This is a genomic window from Thioalkalivibrio sp. ALE20 (genome assembly GCF_000381405.1).
Lineage (GTDB): Bacteria > Pseudomonadota > Gammaproteobacteria > Ectothiorhodospirales > Ectothiorhodospiraceae > Thioalkalivibrio.
Genome location: NZ_KB906472.1, coordinates 129,595 through 151,703 on the forward strand (window position 1 = coordinate 129,595; position 22,109 = coordinate 151,703).

The following is a 22,109-nucleotide window of genomic DNA, read 5'->3' on the forward strand; positions in this document are numbered from 1 at the left end:
CCTTAAGGTAGACTGGTTCCTTCCTATAATGGCTGCAGGGAGGCGGCATGGAAAAGAACGAAACCTGGAAACCGTCGATGTTTCTGCTGGGTCTCGACCTCTTCGGGACCGTTCTGATTACGCTGGGGCTGGTCGAACTTTTTGCCGGACTCCATCTGGTGCCGGAGGCACTGCGCTTCCCGTACTACGGCCCGGCACTGATCGCGGCCGGCGTTGTCCTCTCCATCCCGTTCGCCGCGGATGTCATCCGGCATGTTCGACGGGTACGGGCGGCGGATACCCACTGAACGGAGCCCGACATCCATGCAGATCCATATCGACACCCCCGACCTGATGACCCGCGTGCGGCTCGAATCGCGCTGGCGCGCGGCCGGTGCCGAAGTGACCGGCAGCGGCGAGCCTGCAGCCCCCGACCTGATCGTGATCGACCTGGGTGCACGGGACGTCGGGAGTGTGTCGACCTGGCGTGAACGCTGCCCGGATGCCGCCATCCTCGCCTTTGGCCCGCATGTGGAAGGGAGCATGCTCAAGGCCGCGCGTGAGGCCGGAGCCGACGAGGTGGTGGTGCGCGGCAAGGTCGCCGACCGCGTGGCGAAAAAGATCGCCGACGACACGGCCTAGCGCAGTCGGGTAGCGGGCGCATGCCCGAGGCCGACCGGGTCGTCCGCTTCAATGCACTCTCCGGGCCCCTGAACTCCCGGGAGGGCAGGGCGTCAGGCGGAAGCCGATGCCGTGCCTTGGCAGGCCGACAGCGCGCGCAGGCGGCGACGCTGCATCTTGAGGCGATACTCCAGTTCCTTGAATCGAGTACGCAGTTCCGTGCGCAGCCAGCGGTCGTTCAGGGCCTCGCGACCGGCCCGCATGTTGTCCGCCTGCGCCTGCTGCCACTGGTTCACCGTATCGCGGAAGTGCTGGTACTCGCGTTCCACGGTCGCGCGCCAGGTGTCGTGCACCGGCCCGGCCGCATCGGAGTTCAGCAGGCGGCGGAACTCGGTGTGCAGCCGCGCGCGCAGGATCTTGAAGCGCGGCGTCCAGCGCCGGTCATGCACCAGCCCCGTCCACGCCAGCAGGTTGATCAGCCACTTCGAGGGGTCGTACTGCCACCAGCGCACGCCGTTGCGGTAGTCGCCCTGAAAGGCATGGTGGAAGTTGTGGTACCCCTCGCCCCAGGTGAGCAACGCGACCAGGCCGTTGTCCACGGCGGTATTCTCGTCACTGTAGGGGCGCCATCCCCACCAGTGCGCCAGGGAGTTGATAAAGAACGTGAAATGGTGACTGAGCACCAGCCGCAGCACGCCCGCCAGCAGCAGCATGCCGATCACGTCCCCGAACACCAGCCCCAGCAGCAGGGGCAGCCCCAGGTTCAGCCCCCACACAAGGGTCCAGTAGTGGCGGTGCTGCCACATCACCACCGGATCCTTCGTCAGGTCCTTCGCGCGCGAATAATCGGCCTCGCTGGTCGGCCAGTGGCGCAGCATCCAGCCCATGTGGGCGTGCCAGAAACCGCGCCGGATGGAGTGCGGGTCACGGTCCACGTCATCCACGTAGCCATGATGCACGCGGTGCCGCGCGCTCCAGTTGTAGATGCTGTTCTGCAGTGCCAGCGCCCCGCAAAGCGCCAGAATCACGCGCAGCGGGCCGCGCGCCTTGAAGCTGCGATGCGCCCACAGCCGGTGATAGCCCACGGTAATCCCCAGGCCGCCGAGCACCATGAAGATTCCGAAAAAGGCCCAGGCCGCGCCACTGAAGCCCTGCGTCAGGCCCCACCACGGCACCAGCGTGAGGGCCGCCAGATTGCTCGCCAGAAAGAAGATCGCCGTGGTCCGGGCAATCGGCGGGGTCGGTTCGGACATCGAAAGATACCTGCTGACGATCGGGGCAAGCGCCAATGCTTGCCCCTTCATGTTCGTTCAGACCACGTTGCGAGCAAAAAATGCCGGACGGGGCGTAAAACCCGCAGGGCCCAGGGCGCCGGCGGTCAGGTCTGCCACTTGACCGGCGCTCGGGGGTCGGGCTCATAGGCGAAGTAGGTGCCGGTGCGTACGGTCCGCTCGAGGTGCTCGCCGAGCGCTGCATGGTGCTCGGCGATTCGATCGAGGGCGTAACGCAGTGACCGGGTTGCACTGGTTCGTGCCCGTTCCACGCCATCTCCCACCGTTCGGGCGCGGTCGTTCAGGCCCACGCCGCGGCGCAGCTCGTTGATCAGAAACTCGCGGTCGGCGCGGGCCAGTTCTGCCCGGTGAAGGTCGTTGTTGGCCTCGGCCTCTTCGATATCCGCTTCCGTTTCGGCGAGTCGTTGCCGATAAGCTTCGCGCGCCTTCGAGTAGAACACCTCCAGTCCCGCCTGGGCATCGATGTGCAGATCTTCCGCAGGGGGCTCGACCGGCAGTGCCCCGCGTTCGGCAGATTCGAGGGGATGTCGAAAGGATGTTCGAGTGCGTTCTCGATCATCGAGAAGGCTTCCTCGGTGCGCCCCTGGGCCAGCCGCAGCCACGCAAGCCCCGGCTGGGGAAGCCAGGCGTTCTGGTAGGCAGCCATGAACGCCTCTTCGGCCCCGGCGAAATCGCCCTTGCGCAGGCGCGCGTTGCCCAGTTCAGTGAGAGGCCAGCCGTACTCGCGGCGCATCCAGGGCCGCAGCTCCTCGCACGCCAGCAAAGCCTCCTGTTCGGCCGCATCACAGGGCCCCCGCAGGCGCATGATCTCCGCCTGGTGGACCCGGCAACGCCCGCCAAGCCCCCCGAAGGCGGCGTCGTGCCGCCAGCGTTCCATGGCTTCGGTCCACTGTTCGGCACGGTCGTGTTGCCCGATCCATTGCATCGCACAGATGACCTCGCACCACATCTGTCCGGAGGTCAGGGGATCGAGATTGCCGGCGCTCAGCTCAACGGCCACATCGTCCAGCGCACTCAGCCCTTCGTCGACTGCGCCATCATGGATGCGGACTCTGGCGTGGGCTACCTGTCCGATGATTGCCGGGGCCTTCAGGCCGTGCCTGCGCCCCCCTTCCATCGCCTTTCGCGCCCAGTGCCCGGTCCCCGGCATGTCGCCGCACATCAGACGTTCGTAGGTTCTTACCGCAGCGAGCCACGCCCGGACCGGGTTGTCCGGTGCCTTTGCCACCAGGCGTTCGGCCCGAGACAGCCAGGCGCGCACGGGTGCCATCAGGCCCGAATCCATCATCAGATACATGCCCACATTTACGGCGGCCCGGGCCGCCTCGCAGGGCTCATCGTTCTCGAGATGAAGGCGGTACAGGTCGCCATACGCGGCCAGAGCCCCTTCCAGGTCTCCGTCTCCATATGCCGCCATGGCCTGGAGTTCCAGCAGCTCCGACGAAGGCGGGAGGGTGAGGTCGTCAATCAGCTCGCGCGCCCGGGCAAAGTCACCGGCGTCGAGGGCTGCGCGTACCCGTGTCAGGTCTGGCTCCGCCATCTCTCACTTCTCCTTGTCCGTCTCGTGACAGGAAATGTCACGCCTTCCGTGTGGATGCTCGATGCATCTGTTCCGTTTTAACCAGAGCATAGGGGGTCGTTGTCATGTCCGAAACCGAAACGCTTTACGACCGGCTCGGTGGCCAGGCCGGAATCGACAAGCTCGTAAACCGCATTGTCGAGCTTCACCTTCAGAACCAGACGGTGGGTCCCCGGTACTGGGCACTCGACGACGATCAGGTCGACCACGCCCGGGAAAAGGTCAAGGAGTTTCTCGCGGCCGGATCGGGCGGACCGGTGGAGTACACCGGGCGATCCATGCTGGAGACGCATACCGGCATGAACGTCAGCGTGGACGAATTCGTGGCGGTACTCGACGACATCGTGCAGGCCATGCAGGAGATGGATTATCCGCGTCCGGTCTGCGACGAAGTTCTCGGTATTTCCTATTCCCTGAAGGAGGAGATCGTCCACAAATAGGCCAGCCTCGGGCTGCCCTTTTCGTCCGACGTATAAATGGAAACGGGGCCGGGTCTCTCGTCGTATCCGGCCCCTTTCTTCTCACGGACCCGGATAGACCTCGCGAATGAACTCCCCCGGGTCGGAGAGTGCGGCCCACTTCTGTCGCCACGGAAAAATGCGTGTCTGCCGTCCGAGCGCATCCAGCACAGGCCTTTGAATGCAGAAAGGAGTCAAACGCGGACGAGCCGCATCAGGGACTCGAAGCGATAGACGGCCGAACGGCGGCCAGCAGCCTCGCGCACCGGCTGCAGAAGGCCTTCTTCAAGAAGTACACGGGTGAAGCGCGCGGCGGTTTGTCGGGGAATTCCCGCGGACTGTGTGAAGTGGCTGTTGAGAAAGACCGGCCAGGTGAACAGGTAGTCGAGTGCGAGGACGGAATACCGGGAGCCGAGGACATCGGCAAAACGGACTTTCATTTCCTCGTAGTGATCGCGAATGGAGCGGGCCACGTCCGTGTTCCTCCGGGCCTGTTCACGCACGGCGTCCAGAAAGAAGCAGCACCATTCCTCCCAGTGGCCGCTGGCCGATACCTCGCGTAACCGGGCAACATACTCGTCCTTTTGTTCTTCGAAGTAGCGACTCACATAGAAATGTGGCGCGGATATGGCTCCTCCGTGCCACAACATCAGCGTGATCAGCATCCGTCCCACGCGGCCGTTGCCGTCCTTGAACGGGTGCAGGGCCTCGAACTCCGCGTGCGCCAGCGCGGTGCGGAGCAACAGCGGTACATCGTCGCTGGCTATGAACGCGAACAGCGTCTGCATGCCGCTGACCAGCTGTTCGGGTGTCGCGGGAACGAAACGGGCCTCCCGGCTGCCGCGTTCACCGACGTAATTCTGCTCCGTCTTGTACTGGCCGGGGGATTTCTCCGCCCCCCGCCCGAACGAGAGTAGCTGTTGGTGGATGCTGCGAATCAGGCCCTCGGAGAGCGGGTAGCCGTCTTCGAGCTGTGCCTGGGCCGTATTGAGGGCCCGTCGGTACAGGGCCGTTTCGACAACGTCGGATCGGTACAGTCCGGTGGCCCCGGTCTCGTTTCCGTCCTGCTCCGCTTCCAGCTCCAGAATCTCGTCGAGCGTGCTGATGGTGCCTTCCATGCGCGAGGAGATTACGGCCTCCTGGCTGCGTAGCGGGGCCAGGAAGATTTCGCTGTTATGGATGTTCTGCAGGGTTTGGTCGTAGCGCGCCAGCGCATCGGTTGCGGCCAGCAACGACGGCATGAGACGGCTGTAATCGAGCGGGCGGGGCGGGAAGTCACCGGTGTGGTAATGCACGGCGCGAGTACAGTCGATGTTCACGTCGCCCACGCTCGTTTGTGATTAACCAATGACTGGATTTGAGCAACAAATGGCTTTGTCGTCAACAAGAAGACCCCAACAGGGTTTGCGTTCAATAATGGCCGGATTATTGATCTCAATGGGGCTTGCCGGCATTCCGTTACTGTCAAACTTGTTTGTTGTTCATTCGGCGAGGTCGGTGAGCGACAAGCGTGCCAAGTTTCCTGATCGGCCCCGAATCCCGGACCAAGGCGGTTGTTTGCCATTGGACTGAATCGATTCAGGGGGTGCCGCGAGACCCGGATACCGCCTCGGCGAGATCGCTCGTGATTCGGCTGACGACCCGGGCAAGGCTGTCGCGGATCTCGGGCGAGAGGCCGGCGCCATCTTCGAGGCGGGCAGGCTCGATGCCGTGAACGATGAGGGTGTCCGGGAGTTCGTCCAGCGAGCGGGCGAGTTCGACGGCCTCGGCGAGGCCGATGCCGTGGGAGGAGTAGCGGGCGCCGCGCGGCAGCGGCTCGCGGGCGTCCAGCCGGTGGAGGGTGCCGGGCGCAGCGCCGGTGACGATGGCATCGACGAGGATCACCGGGTCGTGGCCCTGCCACAGCTCCATCAGTTCGGCGGGCTCGCCGTGGCTTTTCGCGGTGGCGAGACCCGGGGTATCGGCCAGTGCATCCACCACGGCGTGGCCGATGCCGTCGTCGCCGCGCCAGGGGTTGCCGATGCCGATGACCAGCGCCTCTTTGTCGGTCATTGGCATGTCGGGAGCGGCAGCGGATGCCTCTTGCGGGTGTTCAGGTGCTACGGGGGTGTTTCTTGCCGCCTTGAGAGTTTCTTCGCGGTGTTCGTCGCTCAGGTCCGATCGCCGCCCGTCTGCCTCGGAAGCCGCAGGCAGCCGTTTTTCCCGTGGGGTCTGTCCGGGTGGTCGTGCCACGGGGCGCTCCTGATCGATACCTGGCGGTGGCTAACGTGGCGTGCTCTCGCTTTTCCGGGCAGCAGTGGTCGTTTCCAGCCGCTCCGCCAGCCAGATCTTGATGATGGATTGACGGGTGACGCCCAATCGGCTGGCTTCTCGGTCCAGGGACTCGATCATCCAGTCCGGGAAATCCACGTTTACCCGCCGTTGTTTGCGCAGCGGTCGTTGGGCCCTGGACAGGTCCAGGGCATCGGTCATCTCTTCTCCGCTGTCAAAGCGCTCGTCAAATGTCTTCGCTTTCATACAGCGCAACCTCTTCTTTGCGCGACCTGCGTACGGAAATGATACGGACGCAGGCCTCTCGGTGAGTGACAACGGCGGTCCAGTGCCTTCTTTCAATGCGACCGATCACCAGAAAGCGGGGTTCGTCCTCCGTGCGGCCGGGGATCTCCAGCAGATCGGGGTCACGCCAGAGGGCCTGGGCGGTCACGAAGTCGATGCCGTGTTTCTCCAGATTCGATCGACTCTTCCGTTCGTCGAACTCGAATGACTTCATGGTGTAGAAATTATACCAGAATGGTGGTTTTTGCTCTCGTAGAGGCAAGCGTTCCTTCGCGCAGGGCCTTACTGGCGGTCGACGGTGAGGTCGAGGAAGTGGGTGGCGCAGGAGATGCAGGGGTCGTAGTTGCGGATGGCCACCTCGCAGTGGTGGCGCAGTTCGTCGTCCGGCAGATGGAGATGGGTCTGCACCAGTTCGCGCAGGTCGGCCTCGATGGTGGGCTGGTTGACCGAGGTGGGCGGGACGATCCTGGCGTCGGTGATGAGGCCCGCCTCGTCGATGCTGTAGCGGTGGTAGCAGATGCCGCGCGGGGCCTCGGTGGCGCCGAAGCCGGTGCCGGCGCGCGGGGTGACCGGCCGCGCGGGTTCGGCCGGCGCGGTCCGGTAGCCGTCGACCAGGCGCAGGGCCTCCTCGAAGGCGAGCACGATCTCGATCATGCGCACCTGGATGCTGCGGAACGGGTTGCGGCAGGCCGCGCCCAGCCCGGCGCGTTCGGCCAGTTCGGCGGCGCGCGGGGTGAGGCGCTCGCGGTTCAGCGCGAAGCGTGCCAGCGGGCCCATGAACACCGGTTCGCCGCTGTCGGAGCGGTGGCTGTGCAGGGCGTTGGAGTGGGCCACGTGCTCCTCGGTGAAGACGTCGTCGTAGTCGCGGATGGCGGCGTCCAGGCCGCTGCCGGAGCCGAGGCGGCCATGGGTGATCGGGTATTCGTCCGGGTGCACCAGCGACACGAACTCGTAGTCGCGTTCCAGGTTCGGGTAGTCGAGGGTGGCGAGGAACTCGGCGACCTCGCAGGACGCCTCCAGGCCCCAGGCCAGGTCCTCGCGCAGGCCGGCGACCTCGTCGGGCGTCGGCGTGCGGTAGAAGCCGCCGACCCGCAGATTGACCGGGTGGATCTCGCGCCCACCCAGCATGCGCAGGATGGAGTTGCCGATCTTCTTGATGCGCAGGCCGTTGCGCACCATGTCGGGGTGGTCCTTCGCGGCGGTGACCGCGTCGGGATAGCCGAGGAAGTCCGGCAGGTGGAGCATGAACACGTGCAGGGCGTGGCTCTCGATCCATTCGCCGCAGTAGGCCAGCCGGCGCAGGTCCTGCAGCACGCCGTCCACGGTCACGCCGCAGACGTCCTCCATCGCCAGCGAGGCGCCCATCTGGTAGGCGATCGGGCAGATGCCGCAGATGCGCGCGGTGATGTCCGGGGCCTCGCGGAAGTCGCGCCCGCGCAGGAAGCCCTCGAAGAAGCGCGGGGCCTCGAAGATCGACAGCTTCACCTCCTCCACGCGGTCGCCCTCGGTGCGCACGTACATCGCGCCCTCGCCCTCCACGCGCGCGAGGTAGTCGACTTCGATGGTGCGGGTCTCGCTCATGGTCCGTTTCCTGATTCTTCGCGCTCGCTCTCCTCGCGGAAGGCGTCGGCGCCGGCATTGAAGGTGCGGTAGAAGCGCACGCGGGTGGCGCGCTCCATGCCGAGGGCCTCCAGCTGCCCGGACAGGCCGGGCGCATTGGGCGTCTCCTTGGGGCCGAAGCAGCCGTAGCAGCCACGGTGGCAGCCGGGGCACAGCGCGCCGCAGCCGGCGTGGGTGACCGGGCCCAGGCAGGGCGTGCCGTGGGCGACCATCACGCAGACCTGCCCGGCCCGCTTGCACTCCTCGCAGACGCTGGCGCTGGAGACCTGCGGGCGGCGGCCGTAGAGGAAGGCGCTGATGACCTCCAGCAGCTGGTACTTGTCGATCGGGCAGCCGCGCAGCTCGAAGTCCACCGGCACGTGCTGGCTGATCGCATCCGAGGTGGCCAGGGTCTCGATGTATTCCGGGTGGGCGTAGACCTGACGGGTGAACGCCTCGACATCGGCGAAGTTGCGCAGGGCCTGGATGCCGCCGGCGGTGGCGCAGGCGCCGATGGTGACCAGGAACTTCGACGCGCGGCGGATCTCGCGGATCTCCTCCGCCGCCTGTGGCGTGGTGATCGAGCCCTCCACCAGCGTCAGGTCCCACGGCCCGTCGATGCGGGTGCGCGTGGCCTCGGGGAAATGGGCGATCCGGATCCGGTCGGTGACCGCAAGCAGCTCGTCCTCGCAGTCCAGCAGCGAGAGCTGGCAGCCGTCGCAGGAGGCGAACTTGAATACGGCAAGGGTCGGACGTTCGGCACTCATAGTTCGCGTATCCGGAAGGCCGGCTCCATCACCGGGTAGGGGAAGACCGGGCCGTCGCGGCAGACGAACTGCGAACCGATCTGGCAGTGCCCGCAAAAGCCCACCGCGCAGCGCATGTTGCGCTCCATGGAGACAAAGATGTCTTCCGGCTTGACGCCGCGTCGCTCCAGCGAGGACGCCGCGAAGCGCATCATCACCTCCGGGCCGCAGACCATCGCCAGCGTGTTGCGCCGGTCGAAGCCGCCGCGGTCGATCAGCTGGGTGACCACACCGACATCGCCGCGCCACGCGGCCGTGCCGCGGTCCACGGTGATGCGCAGGTCGAGATCGTCGCGCGCGCCCCAGGCCTCCAGCTCGTCGCGGAAGATCATGTCACCGGGCGAGCGCGCGCCGTAACAGATCACCACATGGCCGAAGTCGTCGCGCCGTTCCAGCGCCGCATGGATCACCGGCCGCAGCGGGGCCAGACCGATGCCGCCGGCGACCAGCACCAGGTCGCGGCCTCGGGCCTGCTCCACCGGCCAGGCGGTACCGAACGGCCCGCGCAGGCCGACCACCGCGCCGGGTCCCAGATCCTGCATCGTGCGGGTCACGCTGCCCACCGCGCGGGTGGTGTGCACGATGCCGCCATCGCCCGTAATCGCGGATACCGAGATCGGCACCTCGCCCACGCCGAACAGGTAGAGCATGTTGAACTGCCCGGGCGCCGGCGGCGGCCCCGGGTCGACCCCCGGTTCGGGGTACAGTGTCCAGCTGAACACCTCGTTGCTGGCGACGTCCGGGCGCACCGAATGGATGCGCCAGGGCTGCGGCGCCATCGCCTGTTCCGGCAGGGCGCTGTCGGCTCGGGACTGCAGGGTCTCAGGTGCCATGCCCGGGCCCTCCGTGGCTGTAGATGTCCAGCGCCTGCAAACGCGCGGCCTGCAGCCGCTGCACGATCAGTGCGGAGAAATGTTTCATCAGCATGTAGCCGAAGGCCGGGTTGGCCTCCATATGTTCGCGCAGCACGCCGGCATCGAAGTGCAGGGTTTGCAGATCGGTGATCGCCCGGGCGTCGTAACTGGCGCGGTACGGCGGCAGCAGCCACGACCAGCCGAGGATGTCGCCGGGCCCCAGGGTCTGGAAGGTCACGCAGCCTTCGCGCAGGGGGCTCTCCAGCGCGACCTGCCCCTCGCGGATCAGCCAGAAGGTCTCCGCCGGCTCGTGGTCGCGCATCAGCCGCGTGCCGGCCGGGTAACCGCACTTGGCTGCGCAGGCCGCCAGCAGGCGCCGGTGTTCCTGCTCCATGTCGGCAAAGAACGGCTGGTCCTCGAGGATCGCCAGCAGCTCGTTCATGCCCGGCCCTCCGGGTCGCGGCGCACCGCGGTGACCTCCTCGGTGATGTCGATCCCCACCGGGCACCAGGTGATGCAGCGTCCGCAGCCGACACAGCCGGAGGTGTCGAACTGATCGTGCCAGGTCGCCAGCTTGTGGGTGATCCACTGGCGGTAGCGTGCGGCTACCGAGTCGCGGTGGGCGCCGCCGACCAGATGCGAGTGTTCCTGGTTGAAGCAGGAATCCCAGCGCCGCACCCGCTCGGTGCGCTGACCCTCCAGGTCCGGGACCTCCTCGATCTGCGAGCAGAAGCAGGTGGGGCAGACCAGGGTGCAGTTGGAGCAGGACAGGCAGCGCTCGGCCGTCTCCTCCCAGCGCGGGTGCTCGAAGGCCCGGTTCAGCACCTCGCGGGCGTCGCCGGGCATCTGTCGACCCATCATTGAAGGCGCCTCGGCCCACACCCGTTCGGCCGCGGCCTGCTCGGCGTCCGTGGCCGGGCGCGGCTCCAGCCGCTCGAGTACCGCGCGCCCGGCGTCGCTCCCGGCCTCGGCGACCAGGAAGTGCTGCGTGGCATCGATTACCTCGGTCAGGGCCAGGTCGAAGCCCTCGCGGGCGCGCGGTCCGGTATCCATCGAGGCGCAGAAGCAGGTGCCGCCGGGCTCGGCGCAGTGGGCCGCCACCATGAACACGCCCCGGCGCCGCGACGCATAGCCGCGATCCTGCACCGCCTGTCCGAGGAACACCCGGTCCTGCACGCCGATCGCCGCCAGCTCGCAGGCACGCATGCCGATGAACGCGCGCGGCGGCGCGTCGGATTCGCCCGGCTCGGTGGTAAAGCTGCCGTCCGCCTGGCGGGTCAGCCGGAACAGGGTCTCCTGCGGGGGAAACAGGTACTTCTTCCAGGAGTGCGGGCCGACCACGTAGCCGAACAGGGCGCTGTCCCCGCGCTCGCGCAGGCGGTAGTGGCCCGGGGCGTGTTCGTCGGTCCAGCCCGCCGGCAGGTCGTCGAGCCCTTCCACGCGGTCGTAGACGATGGCCCCGTCGCGCCGTGTCGGACCCACCACCTCGTAGCCATCAGAGGCCAGCAGGCGGATCAGCGTATCTACGGCTTGGGGTGCGATCACTTCCACGGGCCACTCCCGTTCCCGATGGGACGCTTTCCATATTGCGCCAGAAGCCCCACCGGGCCAACCCCCGGTCGCCCCGACGCGCATCCGTGGCCCCGGTCGTGCGAAGCTGTAGGCCACCACCCAGGGCCCGACCCGGGCCAGCCACCGGAGGAAATGGATGAAGGTCGCCGTATTCAGTGCCCAGCAACACGATCAGGAGCATCTGGTGCCGATGCTGCGCGAGGCCGGCATGGAGCCGGTACTGGACGAGCGCCGCCTGACACCGGAGACGGTGGGCGACGCGGCCGGTGCGGATGCGGTCTGCGCCTTCACCAACGACGACCTGTGTGCGGCCACCCTGGACGGGCTGCAACGTCACGGCATCCATGTGGTGACCCTGCGCTGCTCGGGCCACAACAACCTGGATGACGAACATGCACGCCGCATCGGCATGCGCGTGGCCCGGGTCCCGGCGTACTCGCCGAATGCCATCGCCGAGCACGCGGTGGCGCTGCTGATGACCCTGAACCGCCACACCCACTTCGCCTGGAAGCGCACCCGGCGCGGCGATTTCCGGCTGAACAACCTGGTCGGCTTCGACGTCGCGCAGCGCAGCGTCGGCGTGGTCGGCACCGGCAAGATCGGCGCGGCCTTCGCCCGCATCATGCTTGGCTTCGGGGCTCGCGTTCGCGCGATGGACCCGTACCCGGATCCGGAACTGCAGGCCGCCGGCGTCACCTACACCGAGCTGGATGACCTGCTGGCGGCCTCCGACGTGGTCTGCCTGATGTGCCCGCTGACGCGCGACAACCACCACATGATCAACGCCGAAACGCTGGCGCGCATGCCGCGCGGGGCCATCCTCATCAACACCGCGCGCGGGGCGCTGGTGGACACCGATGCGGTGGAGGCCGCGCTGGATTCGGGCCAGCTCGGGGCAGCGGGTCTGGATGTCTACGAAGACGAAGGCCCGGTGTTCTTCCGCGACTGGACCGGCACCCCGGACGGTGTCCCCGATGCCCGGCTGGTCCGCCTGACCCGCCGCGACAACGTGCTGGTGACCGGCCATCAGGCGTTTCTCACCCACGAGGGACTGACCGGCATCGCCGAGACCACCGTGCACAACCTGCAGGTGCTGGCGCGTGATCCAGAGGGCCACGAGGAACTGCCGGGCCGGCTGGTGTGATGACGGGCCTGGCGCTCGATCGAGGCGCTTGATTTTCCCTGCCCGGCACCATATATGTCCTGAACAGAGGCCATTCGGGCAGGGAGGACAGAAGATGAGCGAGGTCGACGGTGCAAGGGTCATCGAGAACACCTGGATCACCCTGAGCGACGGCTGCCGTCTGGCCGCCCGCATCTGGCTGCCGGAGGACGCCGAGCGCAACCCGGTGCCGGCGATCCTCGAGTACATCCCCTACCGCAAGAACGATCACAAGGCCCTGCGCGATGCGGAGGTGCACGGGTTCTTCGCCGCGCACGGCTACGCCGGGGTGCGCGTGGACCTGCGCGGCAGCGGCGACTCGGAGGGCGTGCTGCGCGACGAATACCTGCAGCAGGAACTCGACGACGGCCTCGAGGTGCTCCGCTGGATCGCGCAGCAGCCCTGGTGTTCCGGCAGGGTCGGCCTGTTCGGGCTGTCCTGGGGCGGCTTCAACGGGCTGCAGCTGGCGGCCCTGCAGCCGCCGGAACTGGGGGCGGTGATCTCGGTTTGTTCGTCGGATGACCGCTATGCCGACGACGTGCACTACATGGGCGGCTGTCTGCTGACCGACAACCTTTCCTGGGCGTCGACCATGTTCGGCTTCAACTCCTGCCCGCCGGACCCGCGGGTGGTCGGCGAGGATCGCTGGCGCGACATGTGGCGCGAGCGGCTGGAGGGGTCCGGCCTGTGGATCCGCAACTGGCTGGAGCACCAGCGCCGCGACGACTACTGGAAGCACGCTTCGGTCTGCGAGGACTACAGCGCCATCCAGGTCCCGGTGATGGCGGTCAGCGGCTGGGCCGACGGCTACTCCAACACGGTGTTCCGCCTGCTCGAGCACCTGCAGGTACCGCGCGCCGGGCTGGTGGGGCCCTGGGGCCACAAGTATCCGCACATGGGCGGGCCGGGGCCGACCATCGACTTCCTCGGCGAATGCGTGCGCTGGTGGGACCACTGGCTCAAGGGCATCGACCGCGGCGTGGACGCCGATCCGATGGCACGGCTGTGGCTGCACGACGCGCGCAGCCCGCTTGTCCCGGAGATCACCGGTGAATGGATCGCCGAGCAGCGCTGGCCCAGCCCCAACATCCACTACCACGAGTTCGGGCTGGCCCGGGGGCGCCTGGTTACTGGCGGCGAACGCACCGACGAAGCGGACACCCTGACCATCCGCAGCCCGCTGAGCGTCGGGCTGTTCGCCGGCAAATGGTGTTCCTACGCCGAGACCACCGACCTGCCTTCGGACCAGCGCCTGGAAGACGGCGGCGCACTGGTGTTCGAGACCGATCCGCTGGACGAAGACTTCGACCTGCTGGGCGATACCGAACTGGAACTGGAGATCGAGGCCGATCGTCCGGTGGCGCAGGTCGCCGCGCGCCTGTCCGACGTGGACCCGGAGGACCGGGCCACGCGCGTCACCTTCGGCATCCGCAACCTGACCCATCGCGAAGGCCACGCGGAGCCGCAGCCGCTGGAGCCCGGGCAGCGCTACCGCGTCCGCTTCCGTCTGAACGAGGTGGGCCAGCGGTTCCGCCGCGGCCATCGCATTCGCCTGTCGATCTCCAGCTCCTACTGGCCGCTTGCCTGGCCGGCGCCGGAACCCGCACGTCTGACCCTGCATCTGGAAGGTTGCTGCCTGCATCTGCCGGAACGTCGGGTCGGCGCCGATGCCCCCGTCCCGCGGGATCTCGGCGAGCCGCGGCATGCCCCCACCCCGGGGCATACCCTGCTGGCCCCGGCCCATCGCGAATGGAAGATGGAACACAACCTGGCGACCAACGAGGTCGCCCTGAACGTGATCAACAACGACCCCGTACTGCAGCTGCATGTCAATGACCTGACCTTCGGCCGGGAGGTGCACGAGCGCTACAGCTACCGCAGCGAGTCCTACGACACCGTGCGCGGCGAGGTGGTGCAGACCCGGCATTTCCGGCGTGATGACTGGTCGGTGCGCACGGTGACCCGCACCGTGCTCACCTCTACCCCCGACACCTTCCGGATCCGCGCCACCCTGGACGCCTACGAGGGTGATGTACGCATCTACGCGCAAAGCTGGGACGAGAGCATCCCGCGCGACCTGGTGTAACCCGACAAATACCGGGAAACCGGGAGGGAGAGCATGAGCGAAAAGAAGCACGTTTTTGTCGTTGGCATGGATGCCTTCAACCAGGCCAAGCTGGAGCGCCTGCCCCAGGCGGCCGAATGCGAGTTCCACTCGGCCCTGGATTTCAGCGACATCCGCAACGTCGAGTCCTTCGACATGGAGGCGCTGATTGAACGTGCGGCCGGCAACATCGAGGCGGCCGGGGTGCCGGTGGATGCCATCGTCAGCTTCTACGATTTCCCCGGCACCGTGATGGTCCCGTTGCTGGCCGAGCGCTTCGGCGTGCCCGGCCCCTCGCTGGAGGCCGTGCTCAAGTGCGAGCACAAGTACTGGAGCCGGCTCGAGCAGCGCAAGGTGATCCCCGACCATATCCCGCGCTTTCGGGCCTTCGATCCGCATGACGAGAATGCGTGGTCGAAACTCGACATGCTGCCGCCGTTCTGGATCAAGCCGATCAAGTCGTTCCGTTCGTTTCTCGCCTTCCAGATCAACGACGAGCGACAGTTCCGGTCGGTCATGCAGATCTGCCGCGAGAAGGGCGGTTTCATCGGCGGGCCCTTCGCCTGGCTCATGCAGCGCTCCGGCGCCCCGCCGGAGATCGCCGAGATGCCCGAGAGTTTCGTGGCTGAATCGCCGATCGGCGGCTGGCAGTGCACCCTCGAGGGGTACAGCTACAACGGGCAGGTGAATGTCTACGGCGTGGTCGACTCGGTGACCGAACAGGACGGCTCGTCGTTCTCGCGCTACGAATACCCGTCCTCGCTGCCGCTGGAGATCCAGCACCGCATGATGGATCTCGCGCGGCTGGCGGTGCAGCAAACCGGCCTGGACAACTCGCCGTTCAACGCCGAGTTCTACTACGACCAGACCGGCGACCAGGTGTGGCTGCTGGAGATCAACCCGCGGATCTCCCAGGCTCATTCGGACATCTTCGAGAAGGTGCACGGCATCTCGCACCATTCCGTGATGGTGGACCTGGCGCTGGGACGCAAGCCGCGGCCGATGGAGCGTAACGGCGAGTTCAACGTGGCCGCCCATTTCATGTTCCGCACCCATGAAGCCGGCCGCGTGCGGCGTATCCCCAGCCCCGAGGCCATCACCCGGCTGAAGACCCGCCAGCCCGGCACCGAGGTCAAGATCCCGGTGAAGCCGGGTCAGCACCTCAAGGACCTGCAGGGCCAGGACATGTACAGCTTCGAGATCGCCAACGTGTTCATCGGCGGCCGCGACCGGGCGGATCTGCTGGACAAGTACGACGAGGCCCTGTCGGTACTGCAGTTCGACATCGAGAAGGACACCGAGGCGGTCATCACCTGATCGTCGGGCCGGATCGGCGAGAGGGGGCGCCTCCTGCCGGTTGATGCCTCCCCGGGCCGGATCGGCGAGAGGGCTCGCCTCCTGCCGGTTGATGCCTCCCCGGGCCGGATCGGCGAGAGGGCTCGCCTCCTACCGCGATTGATGCCTCCCCGGGCCGGATCGGCGAGAGGGCTCGCCTCCTACCGGTTGATGCCTCACCGGGCCGGATCGGCGAGGGGGCTCGCCTCCTGCCGCGATTGATGCCTCCCCGGGCCTGATCGGCGAGGGGGCTCGCCTCCTACCGCGATTGATGCCTCCCCGGGCCGGATCGGCGAGGGGGCTCGCCTCCTACCGGGATTGATGCCTCACCGGGCCGGATCGGCGAGAGGGTTCGCCTCCTGCCGGTTGATGCCTCACCGGGCCTGATCGGCGAGGGGGCTCGCCTCCTGCCGCGATTGACACCTGACTCGTAGGAGGCCGGCCCTCCGGCCGATCGGCGTCACGGGTTGCCAGCCGGCGCTGGCTCTCGCGCGGCCCGAACCTCCGTACGGGCCAGCAAAAAAGGCCCGGTCCCCCGAAGGGGCCGGGCCCTGCAAGGCCGGGTTGGCGGGCCGCGGACTGGGTCGCGGCCGCCGGACCGGTCAGCCTTCGTTGTGGTAGCGGGTCACGCGCTCCACGTCGTTCTTCGCGCCCAGCACCACCGGCACGCGCTGATGGATGTCCTTCGGCGGGACGTCCATGATGCGCTGGCGCCCGGTGGTGGAGGCACCGCCGGCCTGCTCGACGATGTAGCTCATCGGGTTGGCCTCGTACATCAGGCGCAGCTTGCCTTCCTGGCCCTTGGCGGTGGTCTTGGAGTCCAGCGGATACATGAAGACACCGCCGCGCGACAGGATGCGGTGCACCTCGGCCACCATGGAGGCGACCCAGCGCATGTTGTAGTCCTTGCCCAGCGCGCCTTCCTTGCCGGCCAGGCACTCGTCGACATAGCGCTTGATCGGGGCTTCCCAGAAACGCATGTTCGACATGTTGATGGCGAACTCCTGGGTGTCCTCGGGGATGTGGATCTTTTCCTTGGTCAGCAGGAACTCGCCGAAATCCTTGTCCAGGGTAAACATGTTCACGCCCTGGCCGGTGGTCAGCACCATCATGGTGGACGGGCCGTACAGGCAGTAGCCGGCGGCCACCTGGGTGGTGCCGGGCTGCAGGAAGTCCTCGGTCTTCGGGTTCTCGACACCCTCCGGTGCCTTCAGGATGGAGAAGATGGTGCCGACGGAGACGTTCACGTCGATGTTGGAGGAGCCGTCCAGCGGGTCGAACAGCACCAGGTAGTGGCCGCGCGGGGCGTCCTTGGGCAGCTCGAGGATCTCGTCCAGCTCCTCGGACGCCAGACCGGCGACATGACCGTTGTGCGACAGCGCCTCGATGAACACCTCGTTGGTGATGATGTCCAGCTTTTTCTGGGTCTCGCCCTGTACGTTCTCCGAACCGGCCGAGCCGAGGACGCCGACCAGGTCGCCCTTGTCGACCAGCGCCGAGATCTTCTTGCACGCGGTGGCGATGTCGTTGAGCAGGCCGGTGAACTCGCCGGTGGCGCCCTGGATCCCGCGCTGGGTTTCGATGATGTAGTTGGTCAGTGTCGTGCCGATATGCATATTGCCGATCCTGATGGTTGTGAGTCCGTGCGACATCGGGGCACTCTTGGGGGCAGGCGGTTGCGCACGCTGCTGGCGCGAACCGCGCCGTTCGGCCCGTGTCCTAACCGGCACAGTGTAGCAAAAGCGGGCGCGGGGGCCGATTCCGGGGCCACGGGGCCCGATGAGCAGGGACATCCAGGGAGAGACACATGCCGCAGAACGCACTGTACGCCCAGTCCGGCGGGGTCACCGCCGTCATCAACGCCAGTGCCTGGGGGGTGATCGAGGCCGTGCGCGGTCATCCGGCGCATTTCGGGCGGATCTACGCCGCGCGCGACGGGATCCTGGGCGCGCTGCGCGAGGAGCTGATCGATCTCGACCACGAGGACCCGCTGACCCTGCAGGCGCTGAAGCACACCCCCGGCGGTGCCTTCGGTTCCTGCCGCTTCGATCTGGGCGATCCGGACACCCACCCCGAGCAGTACGAACGCCTGGTGGAGGTCTTTCGCGCCCACGATATCGGCTATTTCTTCTACAACGGCGGTGGTGGTTCCATGGATACCGCCCTCAAGGTCGCGAAGATGGGTGACCGCATGGGCTATCCGATCACCGCGGTGGGCGTGCCCAAGACCATCGACAACGACCTCGCGATCACCGATACCAGTCCCGGGTTCGGCTCCGCTGCCAAGTTCATCGCCACCACCGTGCGCGAGGCCAGCCTGGACGTGGAGTCCATGCACACCAGCTCGACCAAGGTCTTCATTCTCGAGGTGATGGGGCGGCATGCGGGCTGGCTGGCGGCTGCCGCCGCGCTGGCCCAGGAGTTCGACGGCCAGCCGCCGATGCTGATCCTGTTCGCCGAGACGCCGTTCGACGAGGCGGACTTCATGGATCACCTCAACCGCACCATCGAGCGCCACGGGTACTGCGTGGTGGTGGTCTCCGAGGGCCTGAAGAACCCCGACGGGAGCCTGTTCTCGGTGGCCCAGAGCCACGACGTCTATGCCTACACCCAGCTGGGCGGCGCCGCGCCGCGGCTGTCCGAGCTGATCCGTGAAAAAACCGGGCACAAGCTGCACTGGGCGGTGGTCGACTACATCCAGCGGGCCGCGCGGCATATCGCGTCGAAGGTGGACGTGGACCAGGCCTATGCCTGCGGGCGCGCGGCGGTGGAGGGCGTGGTGGCCGGCGAGCACAGCTTCATGCCGATCATCCGGCGCGATTCCACCCAGCCCTATCGCTGGAGCATCGGGCGTACCTCGCTGGAGAGCGTGGCCGACATCGAGCAGGGCATGCCGCGCGAACTGATCACCCCGGACGGTTACGGCATCACCCAGGAGGCGCGCGACTACCTGCGCCCGCTGATCCAGGGCGAGGACCAGCCGCCGTTCGAGCGCGGACTGCCCGCCTATCCGCGCATCCGCGGGGAGCTGCTGCCGAAACGCTGTCCGCCGTTCGACGTGGATCACGACTGAGCCTGGCGGATCGTTCGCGGGGCTTGGCGCGCCCCGTAACGAGCGTAAGATAGGAAGTACGTTTCCCCATCCGAGCCTTCGAGGAGGCCGTCCATGTCGATTCCGAGCGTCTCGCGTTTGCGTCGTACCCCGTCCGTATCCGGCATGCTGGCCGGTTGTTGTGCCCTCGGCCTGGCCCTGCTGCCGGCCACCTCCGTGCTGGCCGAAACGGCCGAGCGCGCGCAGGGGGCATCCGCAAGCGGCGATGACACCGGGCAGATGGTGGGTACCCGCGCCCTGATCGATCAGGCGCAGGCGGAGGACACCCGGGCGCAACTGCTGGAACGTCTGGAAGAGGCGCCCGTACAGGAGCAGCTGATCGCCATGGGCGTGGATCCGGAACAGGCCCGCGAGCGCGTCGCCCGGCTGACCGACGAGGAGCTGGCGGAGCTGGAAGCGCGCATGGACTCCGAACCGGTGGGGGCCGCCGGCGCCCTGGGCGTGGTCGCCATCGTGTTCCTGGTGTTCGTGATCACCGACGCCCTGGGCGTGACCGACATCTTCTCCTTCGTCCAGCCGCCGCGCGACCGGTAGTCACCGCGTGATCCTCCGGGGACTCGCGGCGCTGCTGCTGGCGGCGTTGCTGGCCGGCTGTGCGACCGCGCCGCAGAGCCGCGACCTGGCGGGTGGCCCCGGGGCCCTGCCGGATCTGCCGCCGCGCGTCGAGCTGACCGACACCCCGTTCCACCCGCAGGAGGGGTACCAGTGCGGCCCGGCCGCGCTGGCCACGGTGCTCGAGGGGCGCGGTCTGGACGTGTCGCTGGAAGGGCTGATCGACGAGGTCTACATCCCCGTCCGCGAGGGCACGCTGCAGGCCGAGATGCGTGCGGCGGTGCGCGCGCGCGATCTGGTGGCGTATCGCCTGGAGCCGGATCTGGAAGCGGTCCTGCGCGAGGTCGCGGCCGGTCATCCGGTGGTGGTGTTCCAGAACCTCGGGCTCGCGATGTTCCCGGAATGGCATTTCGCGGTGGTCATCGGCTACGACCTCGACGCCGGCGAGATCATCCTGCGCAGCGGCACCCACGAGCGTCACGTGAACGAGTTCGCCCGCTTCGAGCGGACTTGGGCGCGCGGCGAGCGCTGGGCCTTCATCCCGGTGGCGCCGGACGAGCTGCCGGCCACCGCGGAGCCGCTGAACTGGCTGCGCGCGGTCAACGAGCTGGAGGTCATCGGCGCACTGGAGAGCGCGGCCACGGGTTACCGCACGGCGATCGACCAATGGCCCGATCAGCCGGTGGGCTATGTCGGTCTGGCGAACGTTGCGATGGCGCAGGATGATCCCGAGTCGGCCGAGTCTGCGCTGCGCGAGCTGATCGAGCGTGACTCGGGCGTGGACGCGGCCTGGAACAACCTCGCCCATGTCCTGCTGGCGCGGGACTGTACGGAACCCGCCCGGGCCGCGGCCGCCTGCGCGGTGGCGCTGAGCGGGGGCGAGGACGCATCCCCGTATGCCCCGACCCTGCGGACGCTGGAGCGGGCGGCTCCGTCCGGCGGGGCATGCGACCCCGTCCCGGACTGCCCGGCGGATCCGCGCGCCGACTGATGCGGGCACGCGGCTCGGCGCGGCGTCAGTCCTCGAACAGCGCCTCCACCCGCGCGTGGATGTGCTGGTCGGCATCCGGGCCGATGTGCGTGGTCTCCGGATCGTGGCGGTCGCAGAACGCCCAGGCGAATTTCAGGTCCTTGATCCCCAGCGAGCCGAACAGCCGCGCCTCGGCCGAATGGTCGGTGGCCTCGGGGATCACCGTGGGCCAGCCGTCCTCGCCCGGGGTCAGCGCGGGACCGAAGAAGATCGCCCCCGGCAGATTCTTGATCCGCAGGGCGCAGGTGCCCTCGGTGACGCCGCCCATCGGCAGGAAGTCGATGGTGCGCGACAGCCGCTGCTTGCGGTTGAACGGGGTATCCACGGTGCCGCCGGCGGCGCGGATCGCGGGTGCCTCGGCCTCGTAGGCCAGCACCTCCAGTCCGGCCTCGCGCCAGGCCTCCAGGTCGCGCGCGCCGCGGTGGCTGGGCAGGAACAGCCAGCGCGGCTCGGTGAGCGCGCGCAGTTCCTGCAGCAGGGCATCCGAAAACGGCGGGGCGTTCACCAGGATCCCGCCCATCTCGCGGTCGTCGATCAGCCAGACCGCCGGCTCGTCGTGGCCGACGCGGTGGATGTTGCGTTCGCGCAGTTCGACCAGTGCCGGACCGATCGTTCCGGGGGAAGCGGACATGCGGGCGTCTCCGGGTTCCTCTGGGGTGTAGCCGGGGAGATTGCGGGCTTGCGGCCCCGTGCGCAATTTGGGCCGGACTCCGGCGGGGGATCGCCGGGCCGCCGGATCACAGGATCACTGCTCCCGCGGGGAGGCCTCGTCGCGGGGTTCCAGCTGCGCCATCTCGCTTTCGATCCAGTCCTCGGTCAGCGCCAGCACCTCGGCGGCCGAACGGCCCTGCGTCTCGATCGGCGGCCCCACCGAGACCTCGATGGTCCCGGGATGGCGCAGGATCCCGCGCCGCGGCCAGTACGTACCGGAGTTCAGCGCCACCGGCAGCACCGGGTAGCCGCCGCGCGCGGCCAGCTGCGCGCCGCCCTGACGATAACGGCCCTTTTCCCCGGGATTCACGCGCGTGCCCTCGGGGAACACGATCACCCACAGCCCCTGGTCCAGGCGCTTCTTGCCTTCCCGCAGCAGGCCCTCCAGCGCCTGACGCCCGGCACCGCGGTCGATGGGTACCGGGTTGAGCATGGCCAGGGTCCAGCCGAACAGCGGGATGCGCATCAGCTCGCGCTTGAGCACCCAGGTCTGGCGCGGGAAGATCGACACGAACGCGAGCGTCTCCCACGCCGACTGGTGCTTGGACATCACCACGTGGGGGCGCGAGGTGTCCACGTGTTCCAGGCCGCGTACCCGGTAGCGCACCCCGCAGGTGACCCGCAGCCACCAGATGTTGAAGCGGCCCCACTGGATCAGGATGCGGTAGCGGCGTTCATGGGACAGTGGCCAGATCAGCAACGGCACGATCAGGCCGTAGATCAGCGAAGAGCTGATCAGCCCGACGTGAAACAGCAGTGAGCGCAGATACAGCATGCTTGCCTGCCC

Annotated in this window: 23 protein-coding genes; 9 read left to right on the forward strand and 14 right to left on the reverse strand. The window is 67.5% G+C overall.

Annotated elements, in window-relative coordinates:
* Positions 1-47: 47 nt before the first annotated feature.
* Positions 48-287, forward strand: a complete 240-nt coding sequence (locus F790_RS0103995; RefSeq protein ID WP_019022604.1) for a hypothetical protein — start codon at positions 48-50, stop codon at positions 285-287.
* A 16-nt stretch (positions 288-303) separates the two neighbouring features.
* Positions 304-621, forward strand: a complete 318-nt coding sequence (locus tag F790_RS0104000; protein ID WP_018868813.1) for a hypothetical protein — start codon at positions 304-306, stop codon at positions 619-621.
* 92 nt (positions 622-713) lie between these two features.
* Here F790_RS0104000 and F790_RS0104005 read toward each other — a convergent pair whose 3' ends face one another.
* Together F790_RS0104005 and F790_RS13705 are read right to left on the reverse strand one after the other, a co-directional pair.
* Complete coding sequence (locus F790_RS0104005; RefSeq protein ID WP_019590895.1) at positions 714-1,853, reverse strand: acyl-CoA desaturase; 1,140 nt, start codon at positions 1,851-1,853, stop codon at positions 714-716.
* Positions 1,854-2,202: 349 nt separating this feature from the next.
* Complete coding sequence (locus tag F790_RS13705; RefSeq protein ID WP_083938854.1) at positions 2,203-3,432, reverse strand: hypothetical protein; 1,230 nt, start codon at positions 3,430-3,432, stop codon at positions 2,203-2,205.
* 104 nt (positions 3,433-3,536) lie between these two features.
* Here F790_RS13705 and F790_RS0104015 point away from each other — a divergent pair, with 104 nt between their 5' ends.
* Entirely contained in the window at positions 3,537-3,911 is a 375-nt protein-coding gene (locus F790_RS0104015; RefSeq protein ID WP_018868810.1) for a group 1 truncated hemoglobin, read from the forward strand.
* 212 nt (positions 3,912-4,123) lie between these two features.
* Here the strand turns inward: F790_RS0104015 and F790_RS0104020 are convergent, their stop codons facing one another.
* The 9 genes from F790_RS0104020 to F790_RS0104060 all read right to left on the reverse strand — a co-directional run bounded on the left by F790_RS0104020 (position 4,124) and on the right by F790_RS0104060 (position 11,295).
* On the reverse strand, positions 4,124-5,248 hold the full coding sequence (locus tag F790_RS0104020; protein WP_026332846.1) for a Fic family protein: 1,125 nt from the start codon (positions 5,246-5,248) through the stop codon (positions 4,124-4,126).
* A gap of 259 nt (positions 5,249-5,507) precedes the next feature.
* Complete coding sequence (locus tag F790_RS0104025; protein ID WP_019590898.1) at positions 5,508-5,981, reverse strand: hydrogenase maturation protease; 474 nt, start codon at positions 5,979-5,981, stop codon at positions 5,508-5,510.
* Positions 5,982-6,191: 210 nt separating this feature from the next.
* A complete protein-coding gene (gene brnA / locus F790_RS0104030) occupies positions 6,192-6,401 on the reverse strand; it encodes a type II toxin-antitoxin system BrnA family antitoxin (protein WP_019590899.1) in 210 nt (69 codons plus the stop codon).
* Positions 6,402-6,426: 25 nt separating this feature from the next.
* Positions 6,427-6,699 carry a BrnT family toxin gene (locus F790_RS0104035; protein WP_018878197.1) on the reverse strand — a complete coding sequence of 91 codons (273 nt, stop codon included), beginning with the start codon at positions 6,697-6,699 and terminating at the stop codon, positions 6,427-6,429.
* Between the two features lie 68 nt (positions 6,700-6,767).
* The gene (locus tag F790_RS0104040; protein ID WP_019590900.1) at positions 6,768-8,066 is read right to left on the reverse strand and encodes a Ni/Fe hydrogenase subunit alpha; all 1,299 of its coding nucleotides are present in this window, start codon (positions 8,064-8,066) and stop codon (positions 6,768-6,770) included.
* Positions 8,063-8,851 (reverse strand): oxidoreductase, encoded by a 789-nt coding sequence (locus F790_RS0104045; RefSeq protein ID WP_019590901.1) that lies wholly within the window; start codon positions 8,849-8,851, stop codon positions 8,063-8,065. Before F790_RS0104045 ends, F790_RS0104040 begins: the two co-directional genes overlap by 4 nt.
* Positions 8,848-9,723 (reverse strand): FAD/NAD(P)-binding protein, encoded by an 876-nt coding sequence (locus tag F790_RS0104050; RefSeq protein WP_019590902.1) that lies wholly within the window; start codon positions 9,721-9,723, stop codon positions 8,848-8,850. The genes F790_RS0104045 and F790_RS0104050 overlap by 4 nt, the downstream gene beginning before the upstream one ends.
* Positions 9,713-10,186, reverse strand: a complete 474-nt coding sequence (locus F790_RS0104055; protein ID WP_019590903.1) for a Crp/Fnr family transcriptional regulator — start codon at positions 10,184-10,186, stop codon at positions 9,713-9,715. The genes F790_RS0104050 and F790_RS0104055 overlap by 11 nt, the downstream gene beginning before the upstream one ends.
* Entirely contained in the window at positions 10,183-11,295 is a 1,113-nt protein-coding gene (locus F790_RS0104060; protein WP_019590904.1) for a sulfite reductase subunit A, read from the reverse strand. Before F790_RS0104060 ends, F790_RS0104055 begins: the two co-directional genes overlap by 4 nt.
* A gap of 157 nt (positions 11,296-11,452) precedes the next feature.
* Between F790_RS0104060 and F790_RS0104065 the strand changes: the two genes are divergently transcribed.
* The 3 genes from F790_RS0104065 (at position 11,453) to F790_RS0104075 (ending at position 15,899) form a co-directional block, all read left to right on the forward strand.
* Positions 11,453-12,460, forward strand: coding sequence for a 2-hydroxyacid dehydrogenase (locus F790_RS0104065; RefSeq protein WP_019590905.1), 1,008 nt, complete (start codon positions 11,453-11,455; stop codon positions 12,458-12,460).
* Positions 12,461-12,554: 94 nt separating this feature from the next.
* A complete protein-coding gene (locus tag F790_RS0104070) occupies positions 12,555-14,564 on the forward strand; it encodes a CocE/NonD family hydrolase (RefSeq protein WP_019590906.1) in 2,010 nt (669 codons plus the stop codon).
* A gap of 33 nt (positions 14,565-14,597) precedes the next feature.
* Entirely contained in the window at positions 14,598-15,899 is a 1,302-nt protein-coding gene (locus F790_RS0104075; protein WP_019590907.1) for an acetyl-CoA carboxylase biotin carboxylase subunit family protein, read from the forward strand.
* Between the two features lie 620 nt (positions 15,900-16,519).
* On the opposite strand, the gene F790_RS0104080 is transcribed toward F790_RS0104075, so the two are convergent.
* A complete protein-coding gene (locus F790_RS0104080) occupies positions 16,520-17,533 on the reverse strand; it encodes a class 1 fructose-bisphosphatase (RefSeq protein WP_018868797.1) in 1,014 nt (337 codons plus the stop codon).
* A gap of 191 nt (positions 17,534-17,724) precedes the next feature.
* On the opposite strand from F790_RS0104080, the gene F790_RS0104085 reads away from it, so the two are divergent.
* The 3 genes from F790_RS0104085 (at position 17,725) to F790_RS0104095 (ending at position 20,572) form a co-directional block, all read left to right on the forward strand.
* Positions 17,725-18,990, forward strand: a complete 1,266-nt coding sequence (locus F790_RS0104085; RefSeq protein WP_019590908.1) for a 6-phosphofructokinase — start codon at positions 17,725-17,727, stop codon at positions 18,988-18,990.
* A gap of 93 nt (positions 18,991-19,083) precedes the next feature.
* A complete protein-coding gene (locus F790_RS0104090; RefSeq protein ID WP_019022619.1) occupies positions 19,084-19,563 on the forward strand; it encodes a PA2779 family protein in 480 nt (159 codons plus the stop codon).
* A gap of 7 nt (positions 19,564-19,570) precedes the next feature.
* Entirely contained in the window at positions 19,571-20,572 is a 1,002-nt protein-coding gene (locus F790_RS0104095) for a PA2778 family cysteine peptidase (protein WP_019590909.1), read from the forward strand.
* 25 nt (positions 20,573-20,597) lie between these two features.
* Here the strand turns inward: F790_RS0104095 and F790_RS0104100 are convergent, their stop codons facing one another.
* Positions 20,598-21,242 (reverse strand): hypothetical protein, encoded by a 645-nt coding sequence (locus tag F790_RS0104100; protein ID WP_019590910.1) that lies wholly within the window; start codon positions 21,240-21,242, stop codon positions 20,598-20,600.
* Between the two features lie 114 nt (positions 21,243-21,356).
* Complete coding sequence (locus F790_RS0104105) at positions 21,357-22,097, reverse strand: 1-acyl-sn-glycerol-3-phosphate acyltransferase (RefSeq protein ID WP_019590911.1); 741 nt, start codon at positions 22,095-22,097, stop codon at positions 21,357-21,359.
* Between the last annotated feature and the right edge of the window lie 12 nt (positions 22,098-22,109).

Bases quoted from the DNA above. Each gene is read 5' to 3' on its own strand.
- F790_RS0103995 (WP_019022604.1), top strand. From the start codon at position 48: ATGGAAAAGAACGAAACCTGGAAACCGTCGATGTTTCTGCTGGGTCTC.
- F790_RS0104025 (WP_019590898.1), bottom strand. From the start codon at position 5,981: ATGACCGACAAAGAGGCGCTGGTCATCGGCATCGGCAACCCCTGGCGC.
- F790_RS0104090 (WP_019022619.1), top strand. From the start codon at position 19,084: ATGTCGATTCCGAGCGTCTCGCGTTTGCGTCGTACCCCGTCCGTATCC.
- F790_RS13705 (WP_083938854.1), bottom strand. From the start codon at position 3,432: ATGGCGGAGCCAGACCTGACACGGGTACGCGCAGCCCTCGACGCCGGT.
- F790_RS0104100 (WP_019590910.1), bottom strand. From the start codon at position 21,242: ATGTCCGCTTCCCCCGGAACGATCGGTCCGGCACTGGTCGAACTGCGC.
- F790_RS0104035 (WP_018878197.1), bottom strand. From the start codon at position 6,699: ATGAAGTCATTCGAGTTCGACGAACGGAAGAGTCGATCGAATCTGGAG.
- F790_RS0104040 (WP_019590900.1), bottom strand. From the start codon at position 8,066: ATGAGCGAGACCCGCACCATCGAAGTCGACTACCTCGCGCGCGTGGAG.
- F790_RS0104085 (WP_019590908.1), top strand. From the start codon at position 17,725: ATGCCGCAGAACGCACTGTACGCCCAGTCCGGCGGGGTCACCGCCGTC.
- brnA (WP_019590899.1), bottom strand. From the start codon at position 6,401: ATGACCGATGCCCTGGACCTGTCCAGGGCCCAACGACCGCTGCGCAAA.
- F790_RS0104065 (WP_019590905.1), top strand. From the start codon at position 11,453: ATGAAGGTCGCCGTATTCAGTGCCCAGCAACACGATCAGGAGCATCTG.
- F790_RS0104045 (WP_019590901.1), bottom strand. From the start codon at position 8,851: ATGAGTGCCGAACGTCCGACCCTTGCCGTATTCAAGTTCGCCTCCTGC.
- F790_RS0104050 (WP_019590902.1), bottom strand. From the start codon at position 9,723: ATGGCACCTGAGACCCTGCAGTCCCGAGCCGACAGCGCCCTGCCGGAA.
- F790_RS0104015 (WP_018868810.1), top strand. From the start codon at position 3,537: ATGTCCGAAACCGAAACGCTTTACGACCGGCTCGGTGGCCAGGCCGGA.
- F790_RS0104075 (WP_019590907.1), top strand. From the start codon at position 14,598: ATGAGCGAAAAGAAGCACGTTTTTGTCGTTGGCATGGATGCCTTCAAC.
- F790_RS0104105 (WP_019590911.1), bottom strand. From the start codon at position 22,097: ATGCTGTATCTGCGCTCACTGCTGTTTCACGTCGGGCTGATCAGCTCT.
- F790_RS0104070 (WP_019590906.1), top strand. From the start codon at position 12,555: ATGAGCGAGGTCGACGGTGCAAGGGTCATCGAGAACACCTGGATCACC.
- F790_RS0104080 (WP_018868797.1), bottom strand. From the start codon at position 17,533: ATGCATATCGGCACGACACTGACCAACTACATCATCGAAACCCAGCGC.
- F790_RS0104005 (WP_019590895.1), bottom strand. From the start codon at position 1,853: ATGTCCGAACCGACCCCGCCGATTGCCCGGACCACGGCGATCTTCTTT.
- F790_RS0104000 (WP_018868813.1), top strand. From the start codon at position 304: ATGCAGATCCATATCGACACCCCCGACCTGATGACCCGCGTGCGGCTC.
- F790_RS0104055 (WP_019590903.1), bottom strand. From the start codon at position 10,186: ATGAACGAGCTGCTGGCGATCCTCGAGGACCAGCCGTTCTTTGCCGAC.